Annotated in this window: 16 protein-coding genes; 9 read left to right on the forward strand and 7 right to left on the reverse strand. The window is 60.5% G+C overall.

Annotation, left to right across the window (positions count from 1 at the left end; all coding sequences use genetic code 11):
• Window positions 1–48: 48 nt before the first annotated feature.
• Window positions 49–999, reverse strand: coding sequence for a choline sulfate utilization transcriptional regulator (locus M5G26_RS15580; protein WP_273915883.1), 951 nt, complete (start codon window positions 997–999; stop codon window positions 49–51).
• Between the two features lie 114 nt (window positions 1,000–1,113).
• On the opposite strand from M5G26_RS15580, the gene betC reads away from it, so the two are divergent.
• The 3 genes from betC (at window position 1,114) to M5G26_RS15595 (ending at window position 5,391) form a co-directional block, all read left to right on the forward strand.
• Entirely contained in the window at window positions 1,114–2,628 is a 1,515-nt protein-coding gene (gene betC, locus M5G26_RS15585; RefSeq protein ID WP_273915884.1) for a choline-sulfatase, read from the forward strand.
• 16 nt (window positions 2,629–2,644) lie between these two features.
• Window positions 2,645–3,565, forward strand: a complete 921-nt coding sequence (gene choX, locus M5G26_RS15590; protein WP_105704764.1) for a choline ABC transporter substrate-binding protein — start codon at window positions 2,645–2,647, stop codon at window positions 3,563–3,565.
• Between the two features lie 257 nt (window positions 3,566–3,822).
• Entirely contained in the window at window positions 3,823–5,391 is a 1,569-nt protein-coding gene (locus tag M5G26_RS15595) for a SulP family inorganic anion transporter (protein ID WP_273915885.1), read from the forward strand.
• A gap of 116 nt (window positions 5,392–5,507) precedes the next feature.
• Here the strand turns inward: M5G26_RS15595 and aroE are convergent, their stop codons facing one another.
• Together aroE and hemF are read right to left on the reverse strand one after the other, a co-directional pair.
• A complete protein-coding gene (gene aroE, locus M5G26_RS15600; protein WP_273915886.1) occupies window positions 5,508–6,329 on the reverse strand; it encodes a shikimate dehydrogenase in 822 nt (273 codons plus the stop codon).
• Between the two features lie 9 nt (window positions 6,330–6,338).
• Window positions 6,339–7,253, reverse strand: coding sequence for an oxygen-dependent coproporphyrinogen oxidase (hemF, locus tag M5G26_RS15605; protein ID WP_150694357.1), 915 nt, complete (start codon window positions 7,251–7,253; stop codon window positions 6,339–6,341).
• Window positions 7,254–7,402: 149 nt separating this feature from the next.
• Here hemF and M5G26_RS15610 point away from each other — a divergent pair, with 149 nt between their 5' ends.
• Window positions 7,403–8,380 (forward strand): NADPH:quinone reductase, encoded by a 978-nt coding sequence (locus M5G26_RS15610; protein WP_273915887.1) that lies wholly within the window; start codon window positions 7,403–7,405, stop codon window positions 8,378–8,380.
• A gap of 64 nt (window positions 8,381–8,444) precedes the next feature.
• On the opposite strand, the gene M5G26_RS15615 is transcribed toward M5G26_RS15610, so the two are convergent.
• The 4 genes from M5G26_RS15615 to M5G26_RS15630 form a co-directional block, all read right to left on the reverse strand.
• The gene (locus M5G26_RS15615) at window positions 8,445–9,119 is read right to left on the reverse strand and encodes a hypothetical protein (protein ID WP_273915888.1); all 675 of its coding nucleotides are present in this window, start codon (window positions 9,117–9,119) and stop codon (window positions 8,445–8,447) included.
• 238 nt (window positions 9,120–9,357) lie between these two features.
• Window positions 9,358–9,915 (reverse strand): L-threonylcarbamoyladenylate synthase, encoded by a 558-nt coding sequence (locus tag M5G26_RS15620; RefSeq protein ID WP_093429535.1) that lies wholly within the window; start codon window positions 9,913–9,915, stop codon window positions 9,358–9,360.
• A gap of 55 nt (window positions 9,916–9,970) precedes the next feature.
• The gene (gene dprA, locus M5G26_RS15625; RefSeq protein WP_273915889.1) at window positions 9,971–11,068 is read right to left on the reverse strand and encodes a DNA-processing protein DprA; all 1,098 of its coding nucleotides are present in this window, start codon (window positions 11,066–11,068) and stop codon (window positions 9,971–9,973) included.
• Between the two features lie 83 nt (window positions 11,069–11,151).
• Complete coding sequence (locus M5G26_RS15630) at window positions 11,152–12,177, reverse strand: LysM peptidoglycan-binding domain-containing protein (protein WP_273915890.1); 1,026 nt, start codon at window positions 12,175–12,177, stop codon at window positions 11,152–11,154.
• 160 nt (window positions 12,178–12,337) lie between these two features.
• Between M5G26_RS15630 and def the strand changes: the two genes are divergently transcribed.
• The 5 genes from def (at window position 12,338) to M5G26_RS15655 (ending at window position 17,050) form a co-directional block, all read left to right on the forward strand.
• Window positions 12,338–12,844 carry a peptide deformylase gene (gene def / locus M5G26_RS15635; protein ID WP_034152204.1) on the forward strand — a complete coding sequence of 169 codons (507 nt, stop codon included), beginning with the start codon at window positions 12,338–12,340 and terminating at the stop codon, window positions 12,842–12,844.
• A 58-nt stretch (window positions 12,845–12,902) separates the two neighbouring features.
• Window positions 12,903–13,862 (forward strand): methionyl-tRNA formyltransferase, encoded by a 960-nt coding sequence (fmt, locus tag M5G26_RS15640; protein WP_273915891.1) that lies wholly within the window; start codon window positions 12,903–12,905, stop codon window positions 13,860–13,862.
• Window positions 13,859–15,169 carry a 16S rRNA (cytosine(967)-C(5))-methyltransferase RsmB gene (rsmB, locus tag M5G26_RS15645; protein WP_273915892.1) on the forward strand — a complete coding sequence of 437 codons (1,311 nt, stop codon included), beginning with the start codon at window positions 13,859–13,861 and terminating at the stop codon, window positions 15,167–15,169. The genes fmt and rsmB overlap by 4 nt, the downstream gene beginning before the upstream one ends.
• Before the next feature lie 22 nt (window positions 15,170–15,191).
• Complete coding sequence (trkA, locus tag M5G26_RS15650; RefSeq protein ID WP_007911861.1) at window positions 15,192–16,568, forward strand: Trk system potassium transporter TrkA; 1,377 nt, start codon at window positions 15,192–15,194, stop codon at window positions 16,566–16,568.
• A 167-nt stretch (window positions 16,569–16,735) separates the two neighbouring features.
• Window positions 16,736–17,050 carry a tetratricopeptide repeat protein gene (locus tag M5G26_RS15655; RefSeq protein ID WP_025112265.1) on the forward strand — a complete coding sequence of 105 codons (315 nt, stop codon included), beginning with the start codon at window positions 16,736–16,738 and terminating at the stop codon, window positions 17,048–17,050.

Below are 17,050 nucleotides of genomic sequence, written 5' to 3' on the forward strand. Positions count from 1 at the left end.
ACCGCGTTCCAGATGTAGGAGCTGCCGCAGGCTGCGATCTTTTGACTTTCAAACCGCGATAGAAGGCAGTGCGAGTCCATTAAGCGACTCAGCGCTACTCGCCTGCTCCACCATCAACCAATCGACAAACTGTTGAATCAACGCCCCTCGCCGTTTGCGCTGCGGCAGCACCACGTAATAACCCAACCGCGACAGGGTCGTTTCAGCAATCGGCCGGCATAACAAACCCTGCGTGAGCAAGTTATCCACAAGGTGCCGCCAGCCAATGGCCACGCCTTGGCCGCCAATCGCCGCTTGAATCAACAGCGTGTAATTGTCGAAGCGCAATTGCCCCGGCGCCGGCGGTGTATTGATACCGAGTTCACGGAACAGACCACTCCAGTCAAACCAGTTGCTGCTGTTTTCCCCGCGCAGGTGCAACAACGGAAACTCCAGTAACGCCTGAGCAGGCAGGGGCAGGGCGCGATCCTTGAGCAACTGCGGACTGCACACCGGGAATACTTCTTCGCTGAACAGCCAATGGCTTTCGCCCTGTTTAAAACGCCCATCGCCAAACAGGATCGCCACGTCGATGTCGGTGCGCAGCATGTTGTGGTTGCGTTCGCTGGTGACGAGGCTGACGTCGACGTGCGGATTCGCTTCATGAAAGCGATGCAGGCGCGGCATCAGCCAATACGCGGCGAAGGCGAAATCGGTAGCGACCTGCAGCACCTCATGCTGCTGTTGTGCGCTGATCGCACTCAATCCTGCGTCGATATTCTGCAAACCCAGGGCAACTTGCTCGAACAGGATCACCCCGACTTCCGTCAGTTCGATGCCTCGGTAGATTCGGTCAAACAGCCGCGTGCCGAGCTGTTCTTCCAGCCGTTTGATCTGCTGGCTGATCGCCGGTTGCGTGGTGCCAAGCTCAACCGCGGCCGCAGTAAAACTGCGCTGCCGAGCCGCCGCTTCGAACGCGCGGAGCAGGTCGAGCGACAGATCACCCAAGGCTTCATACATAAGCGGTGCTTATCCTAGTCATTGTCCGGCGCGGGCTTTACCGGATACAGCATGGACTCCATGCTCGATCGCAGCAATGTCGCATAAATATTCACTATGGAATGCCGCGATCACATGAAGCGCAAGAATATTCTTTTCATCATGGCCGATCAGATGGCCGCGCCAATGTTGCCGTTCTACGGCCCTTCGCCGATCAAACTGCCGAATCTTTCCCGCCTCGCCGCCCAAGGCGTGGTGTTCGACGCCGCTTACTGCAACAGCCCGTTGTGCGCGCCGTCGCGTTTTACCCTGGTCAGTGGCCAGTTGCCGAGCAAGATCGGCGCTTATGACAACGCCGCTGATTTCCCTGCCGATGTGCCGACTTACGCCCATTACCTGCGCCGCCTCGGTTACCGCACAGCGCTGTCGGGCAAGATGCATTTCTGTGGCCCCGATCAATTGCACGGCTACGAAGAACGTCTGACCAGCGATATCTACCCGGCCGATTACGGTTGGGCGGTGAACTGGGATGAGCCGGATGTGCGGCCGAGTTGGTATCACAACATGTCTTCGGTGCTGCAGGCCGGGCCCTGCGTGCGCACCAACCAACTGGATTTCGACGAAGAGGTGGTGTTCAAAGCGCAGCAATACCTGTTCGATCACATTCGCGAGGAGGGCGATCAGCCGTTCTGCCTGACCGTATCAATGACTCATCCACACGACCCGTACACCATTCCCAAAGCATTCTGGGATTTGTATGACGATGCTGATATCCCGTTGCCTACAGCGCCGGATCAACACGAACTCGATCCGCACTCGCAACGTCTGCTCAAGGTTTACGACCTGTGGGACAAGCCTTTGCCTGTGGATAAGATCCGCGACGCACGCCGGGCGTACTTCGGTGCATGCAGCTATATCGACGCCAACGTCGGCAAACTTCTGCAAACCCTCGAAGAAACCGGGTTGATAGACGACACCATCATCGTGTTCTCCGGCGACCATGGCGACATGCTCGGCGAGAAAGGCCTCTGGTACAAAATGCACTGGTACGAAATGGCAGCCCGTGTGCCCCTGTTGATAAGTGCCCCGGGGCAGTTCGAGTCAGGCCGCGTCAGCGCAGCCGTGTCGACCGCCGACCTGCTGCCAACCTTCGTTGAACTGGCCGGCGGCAGGCTGGAGCCGGGTTTGCCGCTGGACGGCCGCTCACTGGTTTCTCACCTGCAAGGGCAGGGCGGCCATGACGAAGTGTTCGGCGAATACATGGCCGAGGGCACCGTCAGCCCGTTGATGATGATCCGTCGCGGTGCCTACAAATTTATCTACAGTGAAAGCGACCCTTGCCTGCTCTTCGACGTAGACAACGATCCGCGCGAACTGGAAGAACTCAGCCAATCGCCGCAGCATCGCCAGATTTTCGACGATTTTCTCGCCGAAGCGCGGGCCAAGTGGGACATTCCGGCGATTCACCGGGAAGTCCTCGCCAGCCAGCGCCGGCGGCGTTTTGTTGCCGACGCGCTGACCATCGGCAAGCTGAAGAGCTGGGATCACCAGCCACTGGTGGACGCCAGTCAGCAGTACATGCGCAACCACATCGACCTCGATGATCTGGAGCGCAAAGCACGTTATCCACAACCCTGCCAAAACCAATAATGTTAAGGGGAAGTCCATGCGTAAGTTATCCACAGTAGTGACGGTTGGCCTGCTCGCGCTAAGCAGTGCTTCGGCGTTCGCCGAGCAAAGCTGCGACACGGTGAAAATGGCCGACCCGGGCTGGAGCGACATTGCCGCGACCAATGCGATCACCGGGTTTCTGCTGGACGGCATGGGCTACAAGGCCAAGGTCGACACACTCGCGGTGCCAATCACCTTTGGCGGGTTGAAGGATGGCCAGGTGGATGTGTTCCTCGGCAACTGGATGCCGGCGCAGCAGGGCTTCTACGACAAATTCGTCGCCACCGGTGACGTCACGCAATTGGCGAAGAACCTCGACGGCACCGAATTCACCCTCGCCGTGCCGGACTACGTGTGGGACGCGGGTGTGCATAACTTTGCCGACCTGAACAAATACGCGGACAAATTTGAGCGCAAGATCTACGGCATCGGCTCGGGCGCGCCGGCAAACATCTCGCTGCAGGAGATCATCAAAAAGAACGACTTCGACATGGGCCAGTGGAAGCTGATCGAGTCCAGTGAACAGGCAATGCTGGCTGAAGTATCCCGAGCGGTGAAGAAGCAGAAATTCGTCACCTTCCTCGGCTGGACCCCGCACCCGATGAACGTGCAGTTGAAGATGCATTACCTGAAAGGTGGCGAGAAGTACTTTGGCGATACCGGCAGCGTGTTTACGTTGACGCGCAAGGGCTACGCCGAGGCCTGTCCGAATGTGGGTAAATTGCTGACCAATCTGTCGTTCACGCAGGAGATGGAGAACAGCATCATGGCCGAAGTGGTGAACAAGAAGGTCAGCAATGCCGAGGCGGCGAAGGCGTGGATCAAGGCGAATCCGGCGGTGTTGGACAAGTGGCTGGATGGGGTGAAGACCGTAGATGGCAAGGATGCGTTGGCGGCGGTCAAAGCCAAGCTCTGATCGTGGGATTGCTGGAATTGTGCACTGCTTGAGATTTTTGCCCCCTCACCCCAGCCCTCTCCCCCAGAGGGGGCGAGGGGGAAAGGGAGCCGATATTTGTTGCATTCAAAACTTGCGCTCAACTTTGAAATCGCATGTTGATGAATCTCTGACAGACACCTCGGTCAGTCCCCTCTCCCTCTGGGAGAGGGCTAGGGTGAGGGGCCTTTCCCCTGACACCCTGATAACCTTGAACAAAACCCCAACCGCGAGGACCCATGGCCTTCCCCAGCCGCCACTCTCTCTTGCCCTTCCTCACCTGGCTACCGCGGCAAACCCGCGCAAGCGTCGGACGGGATCTGATCGTCGGCCTCAGCGGCGCAATTCTCGCGTTACCCCAGTCGATTGCCTACGCGCTGATCGCCGGTCTCCCACCTGAATACGGCCTCTATGCCGCAATCATCCCGGTGCTGATTGCCTGCCTGTGGGGCTCGTCATGGCATTTGATCTGTGGCCCGACCGCGGCGATTTCGATCGTGCTGTACGCCAGCGTCAGCCCTTTGGCCGTACCAGCATCGCAGGACTACATCACGCTGATCCTGCTGCTGACCTTCCTCGCCGGGCTTTTCCAGTGGCTGCTTGGCTTGCTGCGCTTCGGTGCGCTGGTGAACTTCGTTTCGCATTCGGTGGTGCTGGGGTTCACCCTCGGTGCGGCAGTGGTGATTGCCATCGGGCAGTTGCCTAATCTTTTAGGACTCGAGCTGCCGGCCAAAGCCACGGCGCTGGCGAGTCTGATGGATCTGCTGCACCACCTGCGGACTGTGGATAAACCTTCGCTGGTATTGGGTTTGGCCACGGTGGTCGTCGGTCTACTGCTCAAACAATGGCTGCCACGCTGGCCGACGCTGCTGATCACGCTGGTGCTGGCCAGTCTGCTGGTGTGGCTGTGGCCGGCGATGTTCGGCCACGTGCATCTGGTCAGCGCCTTTGTCGGGCGTTTGCCGCCGTTCAGTGCGTTGCCGCTGGATCTGGATTTGATCTTGCGCCTGCTGCCCAGCGCTGTGGCGGTAGGCATGCTTGGACTGGTCACCAGTCTGTCGATTGCGCGCTCGATTTCGGCGCGGTCGCAACAGCTGCTCGATGCCAATCAGGAAGTCCGCGCGCAGGGACTATCGAATATTGTCGGCGCGTTTTTTTCCGGATCATTGTCGGCAGGCTCGTTTACTCGCTCGGGACTGAGTTATGAGGCAGGCGCCTGTTCGCCACTGGCCGGGGTGTTTTCGGCGATCTGGGTTGCGCTGTTCGCGATATTCGGCGCCGGGCTGATCGCGCACATTCCGATCCCGGCGATGGCCGGGAGCATTCTGCTGATTGCCTGGGGACTGGTGGATCACCGCGGCATTCGTGCCTTGTTGCGGGTCAGTCGTGCCGAGTTCGTGGTCATGGCCCTGACCTGTCTGGCGACCTTGTTGCTGGAATTGCAGACGGCGATTTATGCCGGTGTGCTGGCCTCGCTGTTCTTCTACCTCAAGCGCACCTCGCAACCGCGCGTGCAGCATTGGCGAGATGGCGAGGACGATGTTTTGCGCGTCGGTGGTTCGATCTTTTTCGGCGCCAGCCATTACCTGCAAGTGCGTCTGCAACGGATGCATGGCGCGCGGGTGGTGATCGAGGCGCAGCAGATCAACTTCATCGACTATTCAGGGGTAGAGATGCTGCATCAGGAGGCGCGACGCCTGCTGGGCCAGAATCGCAGCCTGACCTTGCGCCGGGCGCGGCCGCAGGTGGTGGAGGAGTTGCGCAAGCTTGAAGGGCCGGAGAAATGCCCGATCCGGTTTGAGGATTGATTGGCGATCGAGGTAATCCTTGTGGGAGCGAGCCTGCTCGCGAAGACTGCGGCACATCCAACATTGATGTGTCAGACAGACCGCTTTCGCGAGCAGGCTCGCTCTCACATGGGAATTTATTGCGCCAGTTGGCGGCGCAGTTCGGCGAGTACCGGTGCGGTATCAGGGCGCACACCGCGCCACAGGAAAAACGCCTCGGCCGCCTGTTCAGCGAGCATGCCCAAGCCATCCATCGACACTGCCGCGCCATGCTCACTGGCCCAACGGCAGAACGCCGTCGGCTCTTTGCCGTACATCATGTCGTAGCACAGGGTTTTACCCGGCTCGATCAGGCTCGGCGCAATCGGCGGCACATCGCCGGTGAGACTCGCCGACGTGGCGTTGATGATCACGTCGACCGGTTCACGCAACCAGTCGAAACCACTGGCCGACACCGGCCCGAGGTCGCAGAACAACTCGGCCAGCAATTCAGCCTTGTCCACTGTGCGATTGGCGATGATCACCGACGCCGGTTGCTCTGCCAGCAACGGCTCCAGCGCACCGCGCACCGCGCCACCGGCACCGAGCAGCAGGATACGTTTGCCGTTCAGGCTGAACCCGGCATTCACCGTCAGATCACGCACCAGCCCGGCGCCGTCGGTGTTGTCACCGAGCAGAGAGCCGTCAGCCAGTTTGCTCAAGGTGTTCACCGCACCGGCACGCTGCGCGCGCGCGGTCAGGCTATTGGCCAAACGGTAAGCGTCTTCCTTGAACGGCACGGTAACGTTGGCACCGCGACCTTCCTGGAAAAACGCCGTGGCGCAGCCAGCGAAATCATCAAGCGGCGCCAGCAAGGTGCTGTAGTCGAGTTGCTGACCGGTCTGCGCAGCGAACAGCTTGTGAATCATCGGCGATTTGCTGTGGCCGATCGGGTTACCGAAAACGACGTAACGATCCATCAAAAATCCTCAGGCTTCGCCTAGCCAGTCGCGGTCTTGCAGGAAGTACTCGGTCAAACGCGCCTCTTCGCTGCCAGGCTCGGCCTTCCAGTCGTAGCCCCAGCGCACTTGCGGCGGCAGCGACATCAGGATCGACTCGGTACGCCCGCCCGATTGCAGACCGAACAGCGTGCCACGGTCGTACACCAGGTTGAACTCGACGTAACGACCACGGCGGAATTCCTGGAATTCACGCTGCTGCGCGGTGAAGGCATCGTTTTTACGGCGCTGCACGATCGGCAGGTAGGCGTCGATGTAAGCGTCGCCGATGGCGCGCATGAAGGCGAAGCTGGTGTCGAAGTCCCACTCGTTCAGGTCATCGAAGAACAGACCGCCGATGCCGCGCGGTTCGTGGCGATGCTTGATGTGGAAGTAGGTGTCGCACCAGGCTTTATAGCGCGGGTAGACATCCGCCCCGAACGGCGCACAGGCCTGCTCGGCGACGCGGTGCCAGTGGATGCAGTCTTCTTCGTTGCCGTAATACGGGGTCAGGTCGAAGCCGCCGCCGAACCACCAGACCGGCTCTTCACCTTCCTTCTCGGCGATGAAAAAGCGCACGTTGGCGTGGGACGTTGGCACATGCGGGTTGTGCGGATGGATCACCAGCGACACGCCAAGGGCTTCAAAACCGCGACCGGCCAGTTCCGGGCGATGGGCGCTGGCCGATGGCGGCAGGCCGCTGCCGAACACGTGGGAAAAGTTGACGCCACCCTTTTCGATCAACGTGCCGTTCTCGATCACGCGGGTGCGTCCGCCACCGCCGGCGGGCCGGGTCCAGGCGTCTTCGACGAAGCGTGTGCCGCCGTCCTCGGTTTCGAGAGCCGCACAGATGCGGTCTTGCAGATCGAGCAGATAGGCCTTTACGGCGTCGGTGCGGGTCGTCATGGCTTCACCTTGAATCGAGCGGCGCCCCGCAGGCGGGCGACGCAAATGGGCGCGTAGCATACCACCGCACAACGACCCGCCGCAGTTGACGAAGATCAAGCATGGGAGTTGGATAGGGGGCTTAGAACAGACCCAAGGAGAGCAGGCAGATGGCAAAGCGTATCCAGTTCCGCGCCCACGGCGGCCCCGAAGTGCTCGAATATGTTGACTACCAACCCGCCGCCCCCGGCCCGACTCAGGTGCGCGTGGCCAACAATGCCATCGGCCTGAACTTCATCGATACCTATTACCGCAGCGGTCTGTATGCGCCGCCCGCCTTGCCGTCCGGCCTGGGGGCGGAAGGCGCGGGCATTGTCGATGCCGTGGGCAGCGACGTCACCCGGTTCAAGGTCGGTGATCGCGTCGCCTATGGCAGCGGCCCATTGGGCGCTTACAGCGAATTGCATGTGCTGCCCCAGGACAATCTGGTGCACCTGCCCGACGAAATCAGTTTCGAAACGGCTGCCGGGGTCATGCTCAAAGGCCTGACTGTGCAATACCTGCTGCGCCAGACCTATGAGCTCAAGGGTGGCGAAACCATTCTGTTTCATGCCGCTGCCGGGGGTGTCGGTTCGCTGGCCTGCCAATGGGCCAAGGCACTGGGCGTGAAGCTGATCGGCACCGTCAGTTCCAAAGAGAAAGCTGAACTGGCAAAGGCCAACGGCGCGTGGGCGACGATCGATTACAGCCACGAAAACGTTGCGCAGCGCGTGCTGGAATTGACCGATGGCAAGAAAGTCCCGGTGGTTTATGACGGCGTCGGCAAGGACACTTGGCTGACATCTCTCGACAGCGTGTCCCCACGCGGCCTGGTCGTGAGCTTCGGCAATGCCTCCGGTGCGGTGGACGGCGTGAATCTGGGGATTCTCTCCGCCAAGGGTTCGCTGTACGTGACCCGACCGACGCTGGCGACCTACGCCAACAGTGCAGAGAACCTGCAGCAGATGGCCGATGAACTGTTCGAGATGATCATCAGCGGCAAGCTGAAGGTGGACATCAGCCAGCGTTATTCACTGGCTGATGCGGCGAAGGCGCAAACCGAACTCTCGGCGCGACGCACCACCGGCTCCACCGTTCTGCTGCCTTGATACCTCCCGGCGTCCTGCCAGTCAGGGTTTCACAATCATGACTGGCAGGACGCTTAGAGCGTATTCAAAACCTCGATGGATGACTCGCCAACGGTTTTTGCGCCCGATGACCGACAGGCGCGGGATCAGGCTGTTGAACCGCTGCGAGGATTTGCCGCCACTCGGCTGACAACACCCAGTAATCACCGCGTGCGCGCTGTTCAATCTGCATGGGATTGGAGGCGACCGGCATCAGACCGAAACGCTGGTACAGGCGCAACTGCGATGCCCTGCACAACGCTGTGACACCTTCATAGCCCTGTTTTATCGCCCACTCGGCAGCGGCCGCCAGCAGACTGTTGACGACGATGGGCTGTTGGCTGGGCACGTGCGAGATCAAGCGACTGAGTTCGACATGGCGTGACAACGCCACTGTAGGCGAAACATGTTGCTGCGCCAGCGATGCCCACTCGAACGGCGCCGGAGTGGCCCTCAATACTGCCTGCAACTGATCGTGCCGATACAACAGAAAGTGGGTACTGCGCGAGCGTGTCGCCAGTCGGGATTCGAGCATCCGCGCCCTGGACGTCAGCATGTAATGCTGCAGCCGAAGCCGAAATTGCCGTTCGATAAACCGATCGAACACTTGGGTATCCGACCCCGCTTCCAGCATCACGATACGGCATCCCTCCTGATGACTGTTTAACGTCACCTGGAGCGCCTGCAGGTAATCCGTGAGTTGCAAATCCGTAGTGTCCATTCTTTCTCCGCAGTCCATAACTTATCGAAGTGTTCCGAGTGCAGGGAAAGGATGGTTGCTTTTGACGATACCGCCACGAAACGCGGTCTGATAATCAGGTGGGAAAATTCAGTTGATCCAAGCAGTTGAGGACTTTTCCGACGCAACAACAAGCATCATTGCAGGATAAATCGCAGGCACGTGTAGTACTCCTCGCTCAAGGCGATGAGTACTCACGTTACAAATGTTCGAGGCTGGATCAGTCGGGACGAATGACTTTGCCGGTCGCCAGATCACGGATCACGCTGGGGTTCTTGCGCCCACCCAGTTGCCCGCCCAGTATCAGATCGATCTGCCCACGGAAATACTGCTCGACACGCAATCGGGTGCGCGCCGCCGGGCGACCCTGCGGGTTGGCAGAGGTCGAAATCAATGGCCCGACCATCGAACACAGATCGCGCACCTGCGGGTGATCACTGACCCGCAGCGCCACGGTGTCGTGCATACCGGTCACCCATTCCGGCAACAAGCCTTGGTGCGGTACCAGCCAGGTGTTCGGTCCCGGCCAGGTGCTGGCCATGCGGTCGATCCATTCTTGCGGGAAGTCTTCGAACAGGAAGTCGAACTGGCGAATGTTGTCGGCAACCAGAATCAGCCCTTTGACCACCGATCGATTCTTGATCGCCAGCAACCGATCCACTGCCTCTTCGTTCCACGGGTCGCAACCCAGCCCCCAGACGGCTTCGGTTGGATAGGCAATCACCGCCCCGGCGCGAATCTCTCGTGCGGCTTGTTGCACACGCCAACTGTTGACCATGAAAAAACTCTCCGCAATCAGGTTTCGCGCAGTTTACCGATCTTCCTTGTAAAACCTAGCGTGTCCTGGCCAACCAGCGGCCGTTTTCGCAGACCGCGCGGCCATCCATTTCCAGTTCGGTGAGCGCCGCCAACACTTTGGGCAATGTCCAGCCGCTGCTGTCGGCCAAGCCTTCGCTGGTGTGCGGGGCGGCGTGGAGCAGGCTGAGCAACGGGTGATCGACGTTCGCCGTGTCATTAGATAGCGGCAGATGCTGCCAACCGCGCAGGGCTTCGAGGATGTGCTCGATGGTTTCCACCAGCACCGCGCCGTCGCGAATCAATTGATGGCAACCGCGCGCGCCGGGATGATGGATCGAACCGGGAATGGCATAAACCTCGCGACCCTGTTCCGCGGCCAGCCGCGCGGTGATCAATGAACCACTGGCGACACTCGCCTCGACCACCAGTACGCCAAGGGACAAACCGCTGATGATCCGGTTGCGGCGCGGGAAGTTGCTCGCCGTCGGCCCGGCGTCCAGCGGAAACTCGGAAAGCACCGCACTGCCGGATGCAATCATCGCGTCAGCCAAGCGTCGATTGCGCTGTGGATAAAAGTTTTCCAGCCCCGTGCCAAGCACCCCGACCGTCAGCCCACCGACATCCAGCGCGGCCTGATGCGCTGCGGCATCGATGCCCAGCGCCAGACCGCTGGTAATGACAAATCCGGCCCCGGCGAGGCTGCGGGAAAACGCCGCCGCCGTGTCCATACCCGGACGCGAGGCGCGGCGACTGCCGACCATCGCCAGTTGTGGTTTTTCCAGGATCAATGGATCACCCGCTACAAACAATAGTGGTGGCGGATCGGGAATCTGCGCCAGCAACGCCGGGTAATTCGCTTGGTCCCACATCAGCAAATGATGCTCCGGACGCTCTAGCCAGCGCATTGCATGGCTGGCGCCATCGCGAACCTCGGGACAGCGCCGTGCTTCGGCGCACGTCGCCGGCAAACCCAGCGAACGCCAGGCGCTGGCCGGTGCGCTGATGGCTTTGGACGCCGAGCCGAAAGCCTCGAGCAATTTGGCAAAGCGCTTGGGGCCGACATCGGGCAAGCGATGCAGGCGCAAACGCGCTTCCAGTTCCGCCGGGGAAACTGGTGTACAGACAGACAACATGATGGATCATCCTTGATCGTTATAAGCCCCGAACCATTCGGAACAAGCTGTGGATAACTCTGTTGGTAACTTGTGAAGCACGCTTACGGATTTCGCACCTTGTCGAGCACCGCCAACGAGCGCGATGCGTTGAGGACGAGGCCGTAGCTGAGTTTGTCGTAAGTGCGGAACACCATCAGCAACCCGGCGCGTTCATCGGGAATCTTCAGTGGCTGGCCGGTGATGCGGTCACGCACGGTTTCGCCGGTTTTCATCACCACCAGCACGTTGCCTTCGGCCAGACCGTCGCGCTTGCCTTTGTTCAACGTGACCACGTCCATCACGCCAATCTGGGTGACGCCGCGCGGTACATCGATGATCACGCCGTTGATACTGGTGGTTGGCGCGCTGGGCATGAAGGTCGAGTTGATCGAGCGCTCTTCGCCGCTGAACAAACGGTCGCCGAGGCGCACTTCCTGGGTGGTACGTTGCAGGGCGAGGGTGGCGACGTCGCCTTCGGTAGCGACGATTTCGCCGCCGCCGATGTCGTCGGCGTTGATTCCCAGGAACTCCTTGGTCTGTGGATCGGTGTAGACCTTGCCCTGACGGAAGATGCCGTAGACCGGTTGATCAGGATCAAAATGGCCGCGAGCGAAAATTCGATCACCGGTACCGCTGAGCACGCGCTCGGCATCGCCGGCGACGATGTACGGCGCCTTGTCGAAGTCCTCGACCTTGTCGACGATGCGGTTGCTCAGCAAAAAGCTGTTGATGGATTTCAGCGGAATGCTCGGAATAGCCTCGGCCACCGGGCTGGTGCGGATCCGTGGAGAGAGCTTGATGGTGCCGCGCGACTCGCCACGATTGACGGTCAGACGCGGCTGGCCATCGACATAACTGAGCGTCAGCGTGTCGCCGGGATAGATCAGGTTGGGGTTTTCGATTTGCGGATTGACTCGCCACAGTTGTGGCCATTGCCAGGGCTCGCGCAGGTATTTGCCGGAAATGTCCCAGAGCGTGTCCCCCGAAACCACCGTGTATTGCTGTGGAAAACCATCCCTGAGTTGCACTTGCCCTTGCGCCACGCCGGCCGAAGCCAACAGCAGCAGGGCGAGTAGTGTTTTCCTCATGCAGTGAATCCCTTTATCATGTGCATTCGCGTGAACCGTCAGAGCCCCCGTGGCTCGCTTGTGCAAAATGCACAAGCTACGCTTCACAACGGTAGCCTGCATCTTCGGACCTGCCAGGCCATCGCCCGACTTTACTCAACGTGTGCAGCAATCAAAGCCTATGGCCATTTTAAACATCCTCGAATTCCCGGACCCGCGTCTGCGCACTATCGCCAAGCCTGTGGCTGTAGTGGACGACGAAGTGCGTCAGTTGGTCGATGACATGTTTGAAACAATGTATGAAGCGCCGGGCATCGGCCTTGCCGCGACCCAGGTCAACGTGCACAAACGTATCGTCGTGATGGACCTTTCCGAAGACCGCACCGAACCGCGGGTGTTCATCAACCCCGAGTTCGAATCGCTGACCGACGAAATGGACCAATACCAGGAAGGCTGCCTGTCGGTACCGGGTTTCTACGAAAACGTCGACCGCCCGCAAAAGGTCAGGATCAAGGCGCTGGACCGCGACGGCAAGCCCTATGAGCTGATCGCAGAAGGCCTGCTCGCGGTGTGCATCCAGCACGAATGCGACCACCTCAACGGCAAATTGTTCGTCGATTACCTGTCCACGCTCAAACGCGACCGGATCAAGAAGAAACTGGAAAAGCAGCACCGCCAGAACGCTTGATGCCCCTCCTTCAAAGGCTTGCTGCGGCAAGCCTTTTTCTTTTTATGAGACGCCCTTCATGACTGAGCCACTGCGCATCGTTTTTGCCGGCACCCCGGAATTCGCCGCCGAACACCTCAAGGCCCTGCTGAACAGCCCTTACGAGATTGTTGCGGTCTACACCCAACCGGATCGTCCGGCCGGTCGCGGGCAAAAACTGATGCCGAGCCCGGTCAAACAGCTCGCCCTGGAAAATAATATCCAGGTGTTGCAACCGCCGACTTTGCGCAACGCCGATGCACAGGCTGAACTGGCCGCGCTGAAACCGGACTTGCTGGTGGTGGTCGCCTACGGCCTGATCCTGCCGCAAGTGGTGCTGGATATTCCGCGTCTGGGCTGCATCAACAGTCACGCGTCCCTGCTGCCACGCTGGCGCGGTGCGGCGCCGATTCAACGCGCCGTGGAACACGGTGATGCGGAAAGCGGCGTGACCGTGATGCGCATGGAGGCCGGCCTCGACACCGGACCGATGCTGCTTAAGGTCGTCACGCCGATCACCGGTGAAGACACTGGCGGCAGTCTGCATGACCGCCTCGCCGAAATGGGCCCGCCAGCCGTGGTGCAGGCGATTGCCGGTCTGGCTGCCGGCACCCTGGAAGGCGAAGTGCAGAACGATGAGCTCGCCACTTACGCACACAAGCTGAACAAGGACGAAGCACGCATCGACTGGAGCCGTCCGGCGGTTGAGCTGGAACGCCTTGTGCGCGCCTTCAATCCATGGCCGATCACCCACAGCACCCTCAGCGGTGAAGCGCTGAAAGTCCTGGCGGCAACACTCGCGGACGGCAAAGGCGCACCGGGTGAAATCCTCAGCGCCAGCAAGGACGGTTTGGTCGTCGCCTGCGGCGAACAAGCGCTGTGCCTGACCCGTCTGCAATTGCCCGGTGGCAAAGCGTTGAACTTCAGCGACCTGTTCAACAGCCGCCGTGAGAAATTTGCTGTCGGCACCGTACTCGGCGCAGCGGTGGACACGCAATGAATCCGCGTCTGGCCGCCGCCAAGGCACTCGCCGCCGTGCTCAGCGGCAAAGCCTCGCTGAACAGCTCCCTGCCGACGCAACTGGACAAGGTCGAGGATCGCGATCGCGGTTTCACTCAGGATCTGGCCTTCGGCACCGCACGCTGGCAGCCGCGTCTTTCGGCGCTGGCCGAGAAACTGCTGCAGAAACCGTTCAAGGCCGCCGACGCCGATGTCGAAGCGCTGCTGCTGGTCGGTCTCTACCAATTGCTCTACACCCGCGTCCCGGCACACGCCGCCATCGGCGAAACCGTCGGTTGCGCCGAGAAGCTGAAAAAGCCGTGGGCCAAGGGTCTGCTCAACGCCGTGCTGCGCAATGCCCAGCGCGAAAGCGAAACGATTTTCGCCGAGCTGGAACGTGATCCGGTGGTGCGCACCGCTCACCCGCGCTGGCTGCAAAAATCCCTCAAGGCGTTCTGGCCGGAACAGTGGGAGGCCATTTGTGAGGCGAACAACGCGCATCCGCCGATGATCCTGCGGGTCAACCGCCGTCATCACAGCCGCGATGCTTACCTCGGTTTGTTGACCGAGGCAGGGATTGCCGCGACGCCGTGCGTTTACAGTCGCGACGGCATCATTCTCGAAGCCGCTGCCGACGTGCGCAGCCTGCCGGGTTTCGCCGAAGGCTGGATCAGCGTGCAGGACGAGGCCGCGCAACTGGCTGCCGACCTGCTTGATCTGGCGCCGGGCCAACGCGTGCTCGACGCTTGCTGCGCTCCCGGCGGCAAGACCTGCCACATCCTCGAAGCCGAACCGGCGCTGGCCGGCGTAGTCGCGGTGGATCTGGAAGCCAAGCGTCTGGTGCGCGTTAAGGAAAACCTGGAACGCCTCGGTCTAAACGCTGAACTGATCGCCGCCGACGGTCGCGACATCGAGAAATGGTGGGACGGCAAACCGTTCCAGCGCATTCTGCTCGACGCACCATGCTCGGCCACCGGCGTGATCCGCCGCCATCCGGACATCAAGCTGACCCGTCAGCCCGACGACATCGTCGCCCTCGCGCAATTGCAAGGCGAACTGCTCGATGCGATGTGGAAAACCCTTGAGGTCGGCGGCATCCTGCTCTACGCCACTTGCTCGACATTGCCGACCGAGAACACTGAAGTCATCGCTGCGTTCCTCGAGCGCACCCCAGGTGCCCGCGAACTCGATCTGGCCACCACGGCCGGAATCAAACAGCCCCATGGTCGCCAATTGCTGGCCCAGCAGGGCGGGCATGACGGGTTCTACTACGCCAAGCTGATCAAGATCGCTGCCGCGCGCGGCTAAACGGATTCAACGGAGTGACTGGATGAAAATCATCATCCTCGGTGCGGGACAGGTCGGCGGTTCGCTGGCCGAGCATTTGGCCAGCGAGGCCAATGACATCACGGTGGTCGACACCGACGGCGAGCGCCTGCGCGACCTTGGCGACCGCCTCGACATCCGCACCGTGCAGGGCCGTGGCTCGCTGCCGTCGGTGCTGCGTCAGGCCGGCGCCGACGACGCCGATATGCTGGTGGCGGTGACCAACAGCGACGAGACCAACATGGTCGCCTGCCAGGTCGCCCACACCCTGTTCCATACCCCGACCAAAATTGCCCGGGTGCGCGAAGCGTCTTACCTCAATCGCGAGGAGCAACTGTTCCAGAACGAAGCGATTCCGGTCGACGTACTGATCAGCCCCGAGCAAGTGGTGACCAACTACATCAAGCGCCTGATTCAGCATCCCGGCGCCTTACAGGTGATCGACTTCGCCGAAGGCGCGGCGCAACTGGTCGCGGTGCGCGCCTATTACGGCGGGCCGCTGGTCGGTCAGCAACTGCGCCAGTTGCGTGAACACATGCCGAATGTCGAAACCCGCGTCGCCGCGATTTTCCGCCGCGATCGGCCGATCCTGCCGCAAGGCGATACGGTGATCGAGGCGGATGACGAAGTCTTCTTCATCGCTGCCCGTGAGAATATTCGCGCAGTGATGAGCGAAATGCGCCGCCTCGACGAAACCTACAAACGCATCGTCATTGCTGGCGGCGGGCAAATTGGCGAGCGTTTGGCCGAGGCCATCGAAAGCCGGTATCAGGTGAAGATCATCGAGATGAGCCCGGCGCGCTGCCGTTATCTCTCCGACACCCTCGACAGCACCGTGGTCTTGCAGGGCAGCGCTTCTGACCGTGATTTGCTGCTTGAGGAGAACATCGCCGACGCCGACATTTTCCTAGCGCTGACCAACGACGACGAAGCCAACATCATGTCGTCGCTGCTGGCCAAACGGCTGGGGGCGAAGAAGGTCATGACGATCATCAACAACCCGGCCTACGTTGATCTGATCCAGGGCGGCGACATCGACATCGCCATCAGCCCGCAACTGGCGACCATCGGCACGCTGCTGGCCCACGTGCGCCGTGGCGATATCGTCAGCGTGCACTCATTGCGTCGCGGTGCAGCGGAAGCGATCGAGGCGATTGCCCACGGTGATGCGAAATCGAGCAAGGTCATCGGTAAACCGATCGAGAAGATCGGCCTGCCACCGGGCACCACCATCGGTGCGGTCATTCGCAACGAACAGGTGATCATCGCCCACGATGACACGGTGATCGAGGCGGGCGACCATGTGATTCTGTTCCTTGTGGATAAAAAACATATTCGCGATGTGGAGAAGCTGTTTCATGTGGGCCTCAGCTTCTTCTGATCCTGAATGAGCGATGCCTTCATTGGCCCCATCGCTGGCAAGCCAGCTCCCACAGGTTTTTCGGTTGTTCACAAATGTGATGTGCACCCGAGATCCTTGTGGGAGCTGGCTTGCCAACGATGGCGGCACCGCAGATCTTTCTGACGCACTAGAAAAGGAATCCACCGATGCTCGAATCCCTGGAAAAAATGCTCGCCAAGGGTGTGGATAACTCCTTGCTGCGCTTCGGCCTGGGCAAGGGTTATCTGGATCTGGGCGAAAACGCCAAGGCCGCCGAGCATTTCCAGCGCTGTGTCGGTTTTGATCCGAAGTATTCGGCGGCATGGAAACTATTGGGCAAGGCGCATCTGGCGCTGGGCGATCACGCCGCCGCGCGGCAAGCCTGGGAACAAGGTCTGGAAGCGGCCCGCGCCCATGGCGACAAGCAGGCCGAAAAGGAAATGACGGTGTTTCTAAAGAAACTCGATCGTCAGGCGCAGTGA

It is taken from the genome of Pseudomonas sp. TNT2022 ID642 (assembly GCF_028656995.1).
Classification (GTDB): Bacteria; Pseudomonadota; Gammaproteobacteria; order Pseudomonadales; family Pseudomonadaceae; genus Aquipseudomonas.

Excerpts from the sequence above, each read along its gene's own strand:
- aroE (WP_273915886.1), bottom strand. The coding sequence starts at position 6,329 with ATGGATCGTTACGTCGTTTTCGGTAACCCGATCGGCCACAGCAAATCG.
- dprA (WP_273915889.1), bottom strand. The coding sequence starts at position 11,068 with ATGTTGTCTGTCTGTACACCAGTTTCCCCGGCGGAACTGGAAGCGCGT.
- rsmB (WP_273915892.1), top strand. The coding sequence starts at position 13,859 with ATGAATCCGCGTCTGGCCGCCGCCAAGGCACTCGCCGCCGTGCTCAGC.
- M5G26_RS15610 (WP_273915887.1), top strand. The coding sequence starts at position 7,403 with ATGGCAAAGCGTATCCAGTTCCGCGCCCACGGCGGCCCCGAAGTGCTC.
- choX (WP_105704764.1), top strand. The coding sequence starts at position 2,645 with ATGCGTAAGTTATCCACAGTAGTGACGGTTGGCCTGCTCGCGCTAAGC.
- M5G26_RS15620 (WP_093429535.1), bottom strand. The coding sequence starts at position 9,915 with ATGGTCAACAGTTGGCGTGTGCAACAAGCCGCACGAGAGATTCGCGCC.
- M5G26_RS15580 (WP_273915883.1), bottom strand. The coding sequence starts at position 999 with ATGTATGAAGCCTTGGGTGATCTGTCGCTCGACCTGCTCCGCGCGTTC.
- M5G26_RS15630 (WP_273915890.1), bottom strand. The coding sequence starts at position 12,177 with ATGAGGAAAACACTACTCGCCCTGCTGCTGTTGGCTTCGGCCGGCGTG.
- fmt (WP_273915891.1), top strand. The coding sequence starts at position 12,903 with ATGACTGAGCCACTGCGCATCGTTTTTGCCGGCACCCCGGAATTCGCC.
- M5G26_RS15615 (WP_273915888.1), bottom strand. The coding sequence starts at position 9,119 with ATGGACACTACGGATTTGCAACTCACGGATTACCTGCAGGCGCTCCAG.
- trkA (WP_007911861.1), top strand. The coding sequence starts at position 15,192 with ATGAAAATCATCATCCTCGGTGCGGGACAGGTCGGCGGTTCGCTGGCC.
- M5G26_RS15595 (WP_273915885.1), top strand. The coding sequence starts at position 3,823 with ATGGCCTTCCCCAGCCGCCACTCTCTCTTGCCCTTCCTCACCTGGCTA.
- hemF (WP_150694357.1), bottom strand. The coding sequence starts at position 7,253 with ATGACGACCCGCACCGACGCCGTAAAGGCCTATCTGCTCGATCTGCAA.
- M5G26_RS15655 (WP_025112265.1), top strand. The coding sequence starts at position 16,736 with ATGCTCGAATCCCTGGAAAAAATGCTCGCCAAGGGTGTGGATAACTCC.
- betC (WP_273915884.1), top strand. The coding sequence starts at position 1,114 with ATGAAGCGCAAGAATATTCTTTTCATCATGGCCGATCAGATGGCCGCG.
- def (WP_034152204.1), top strand. The coding sequence starts at position 12,338 with ATGGCCATTTTAAACATCCTCGAATTCCCGGACCCGCGTCTGCGCACT.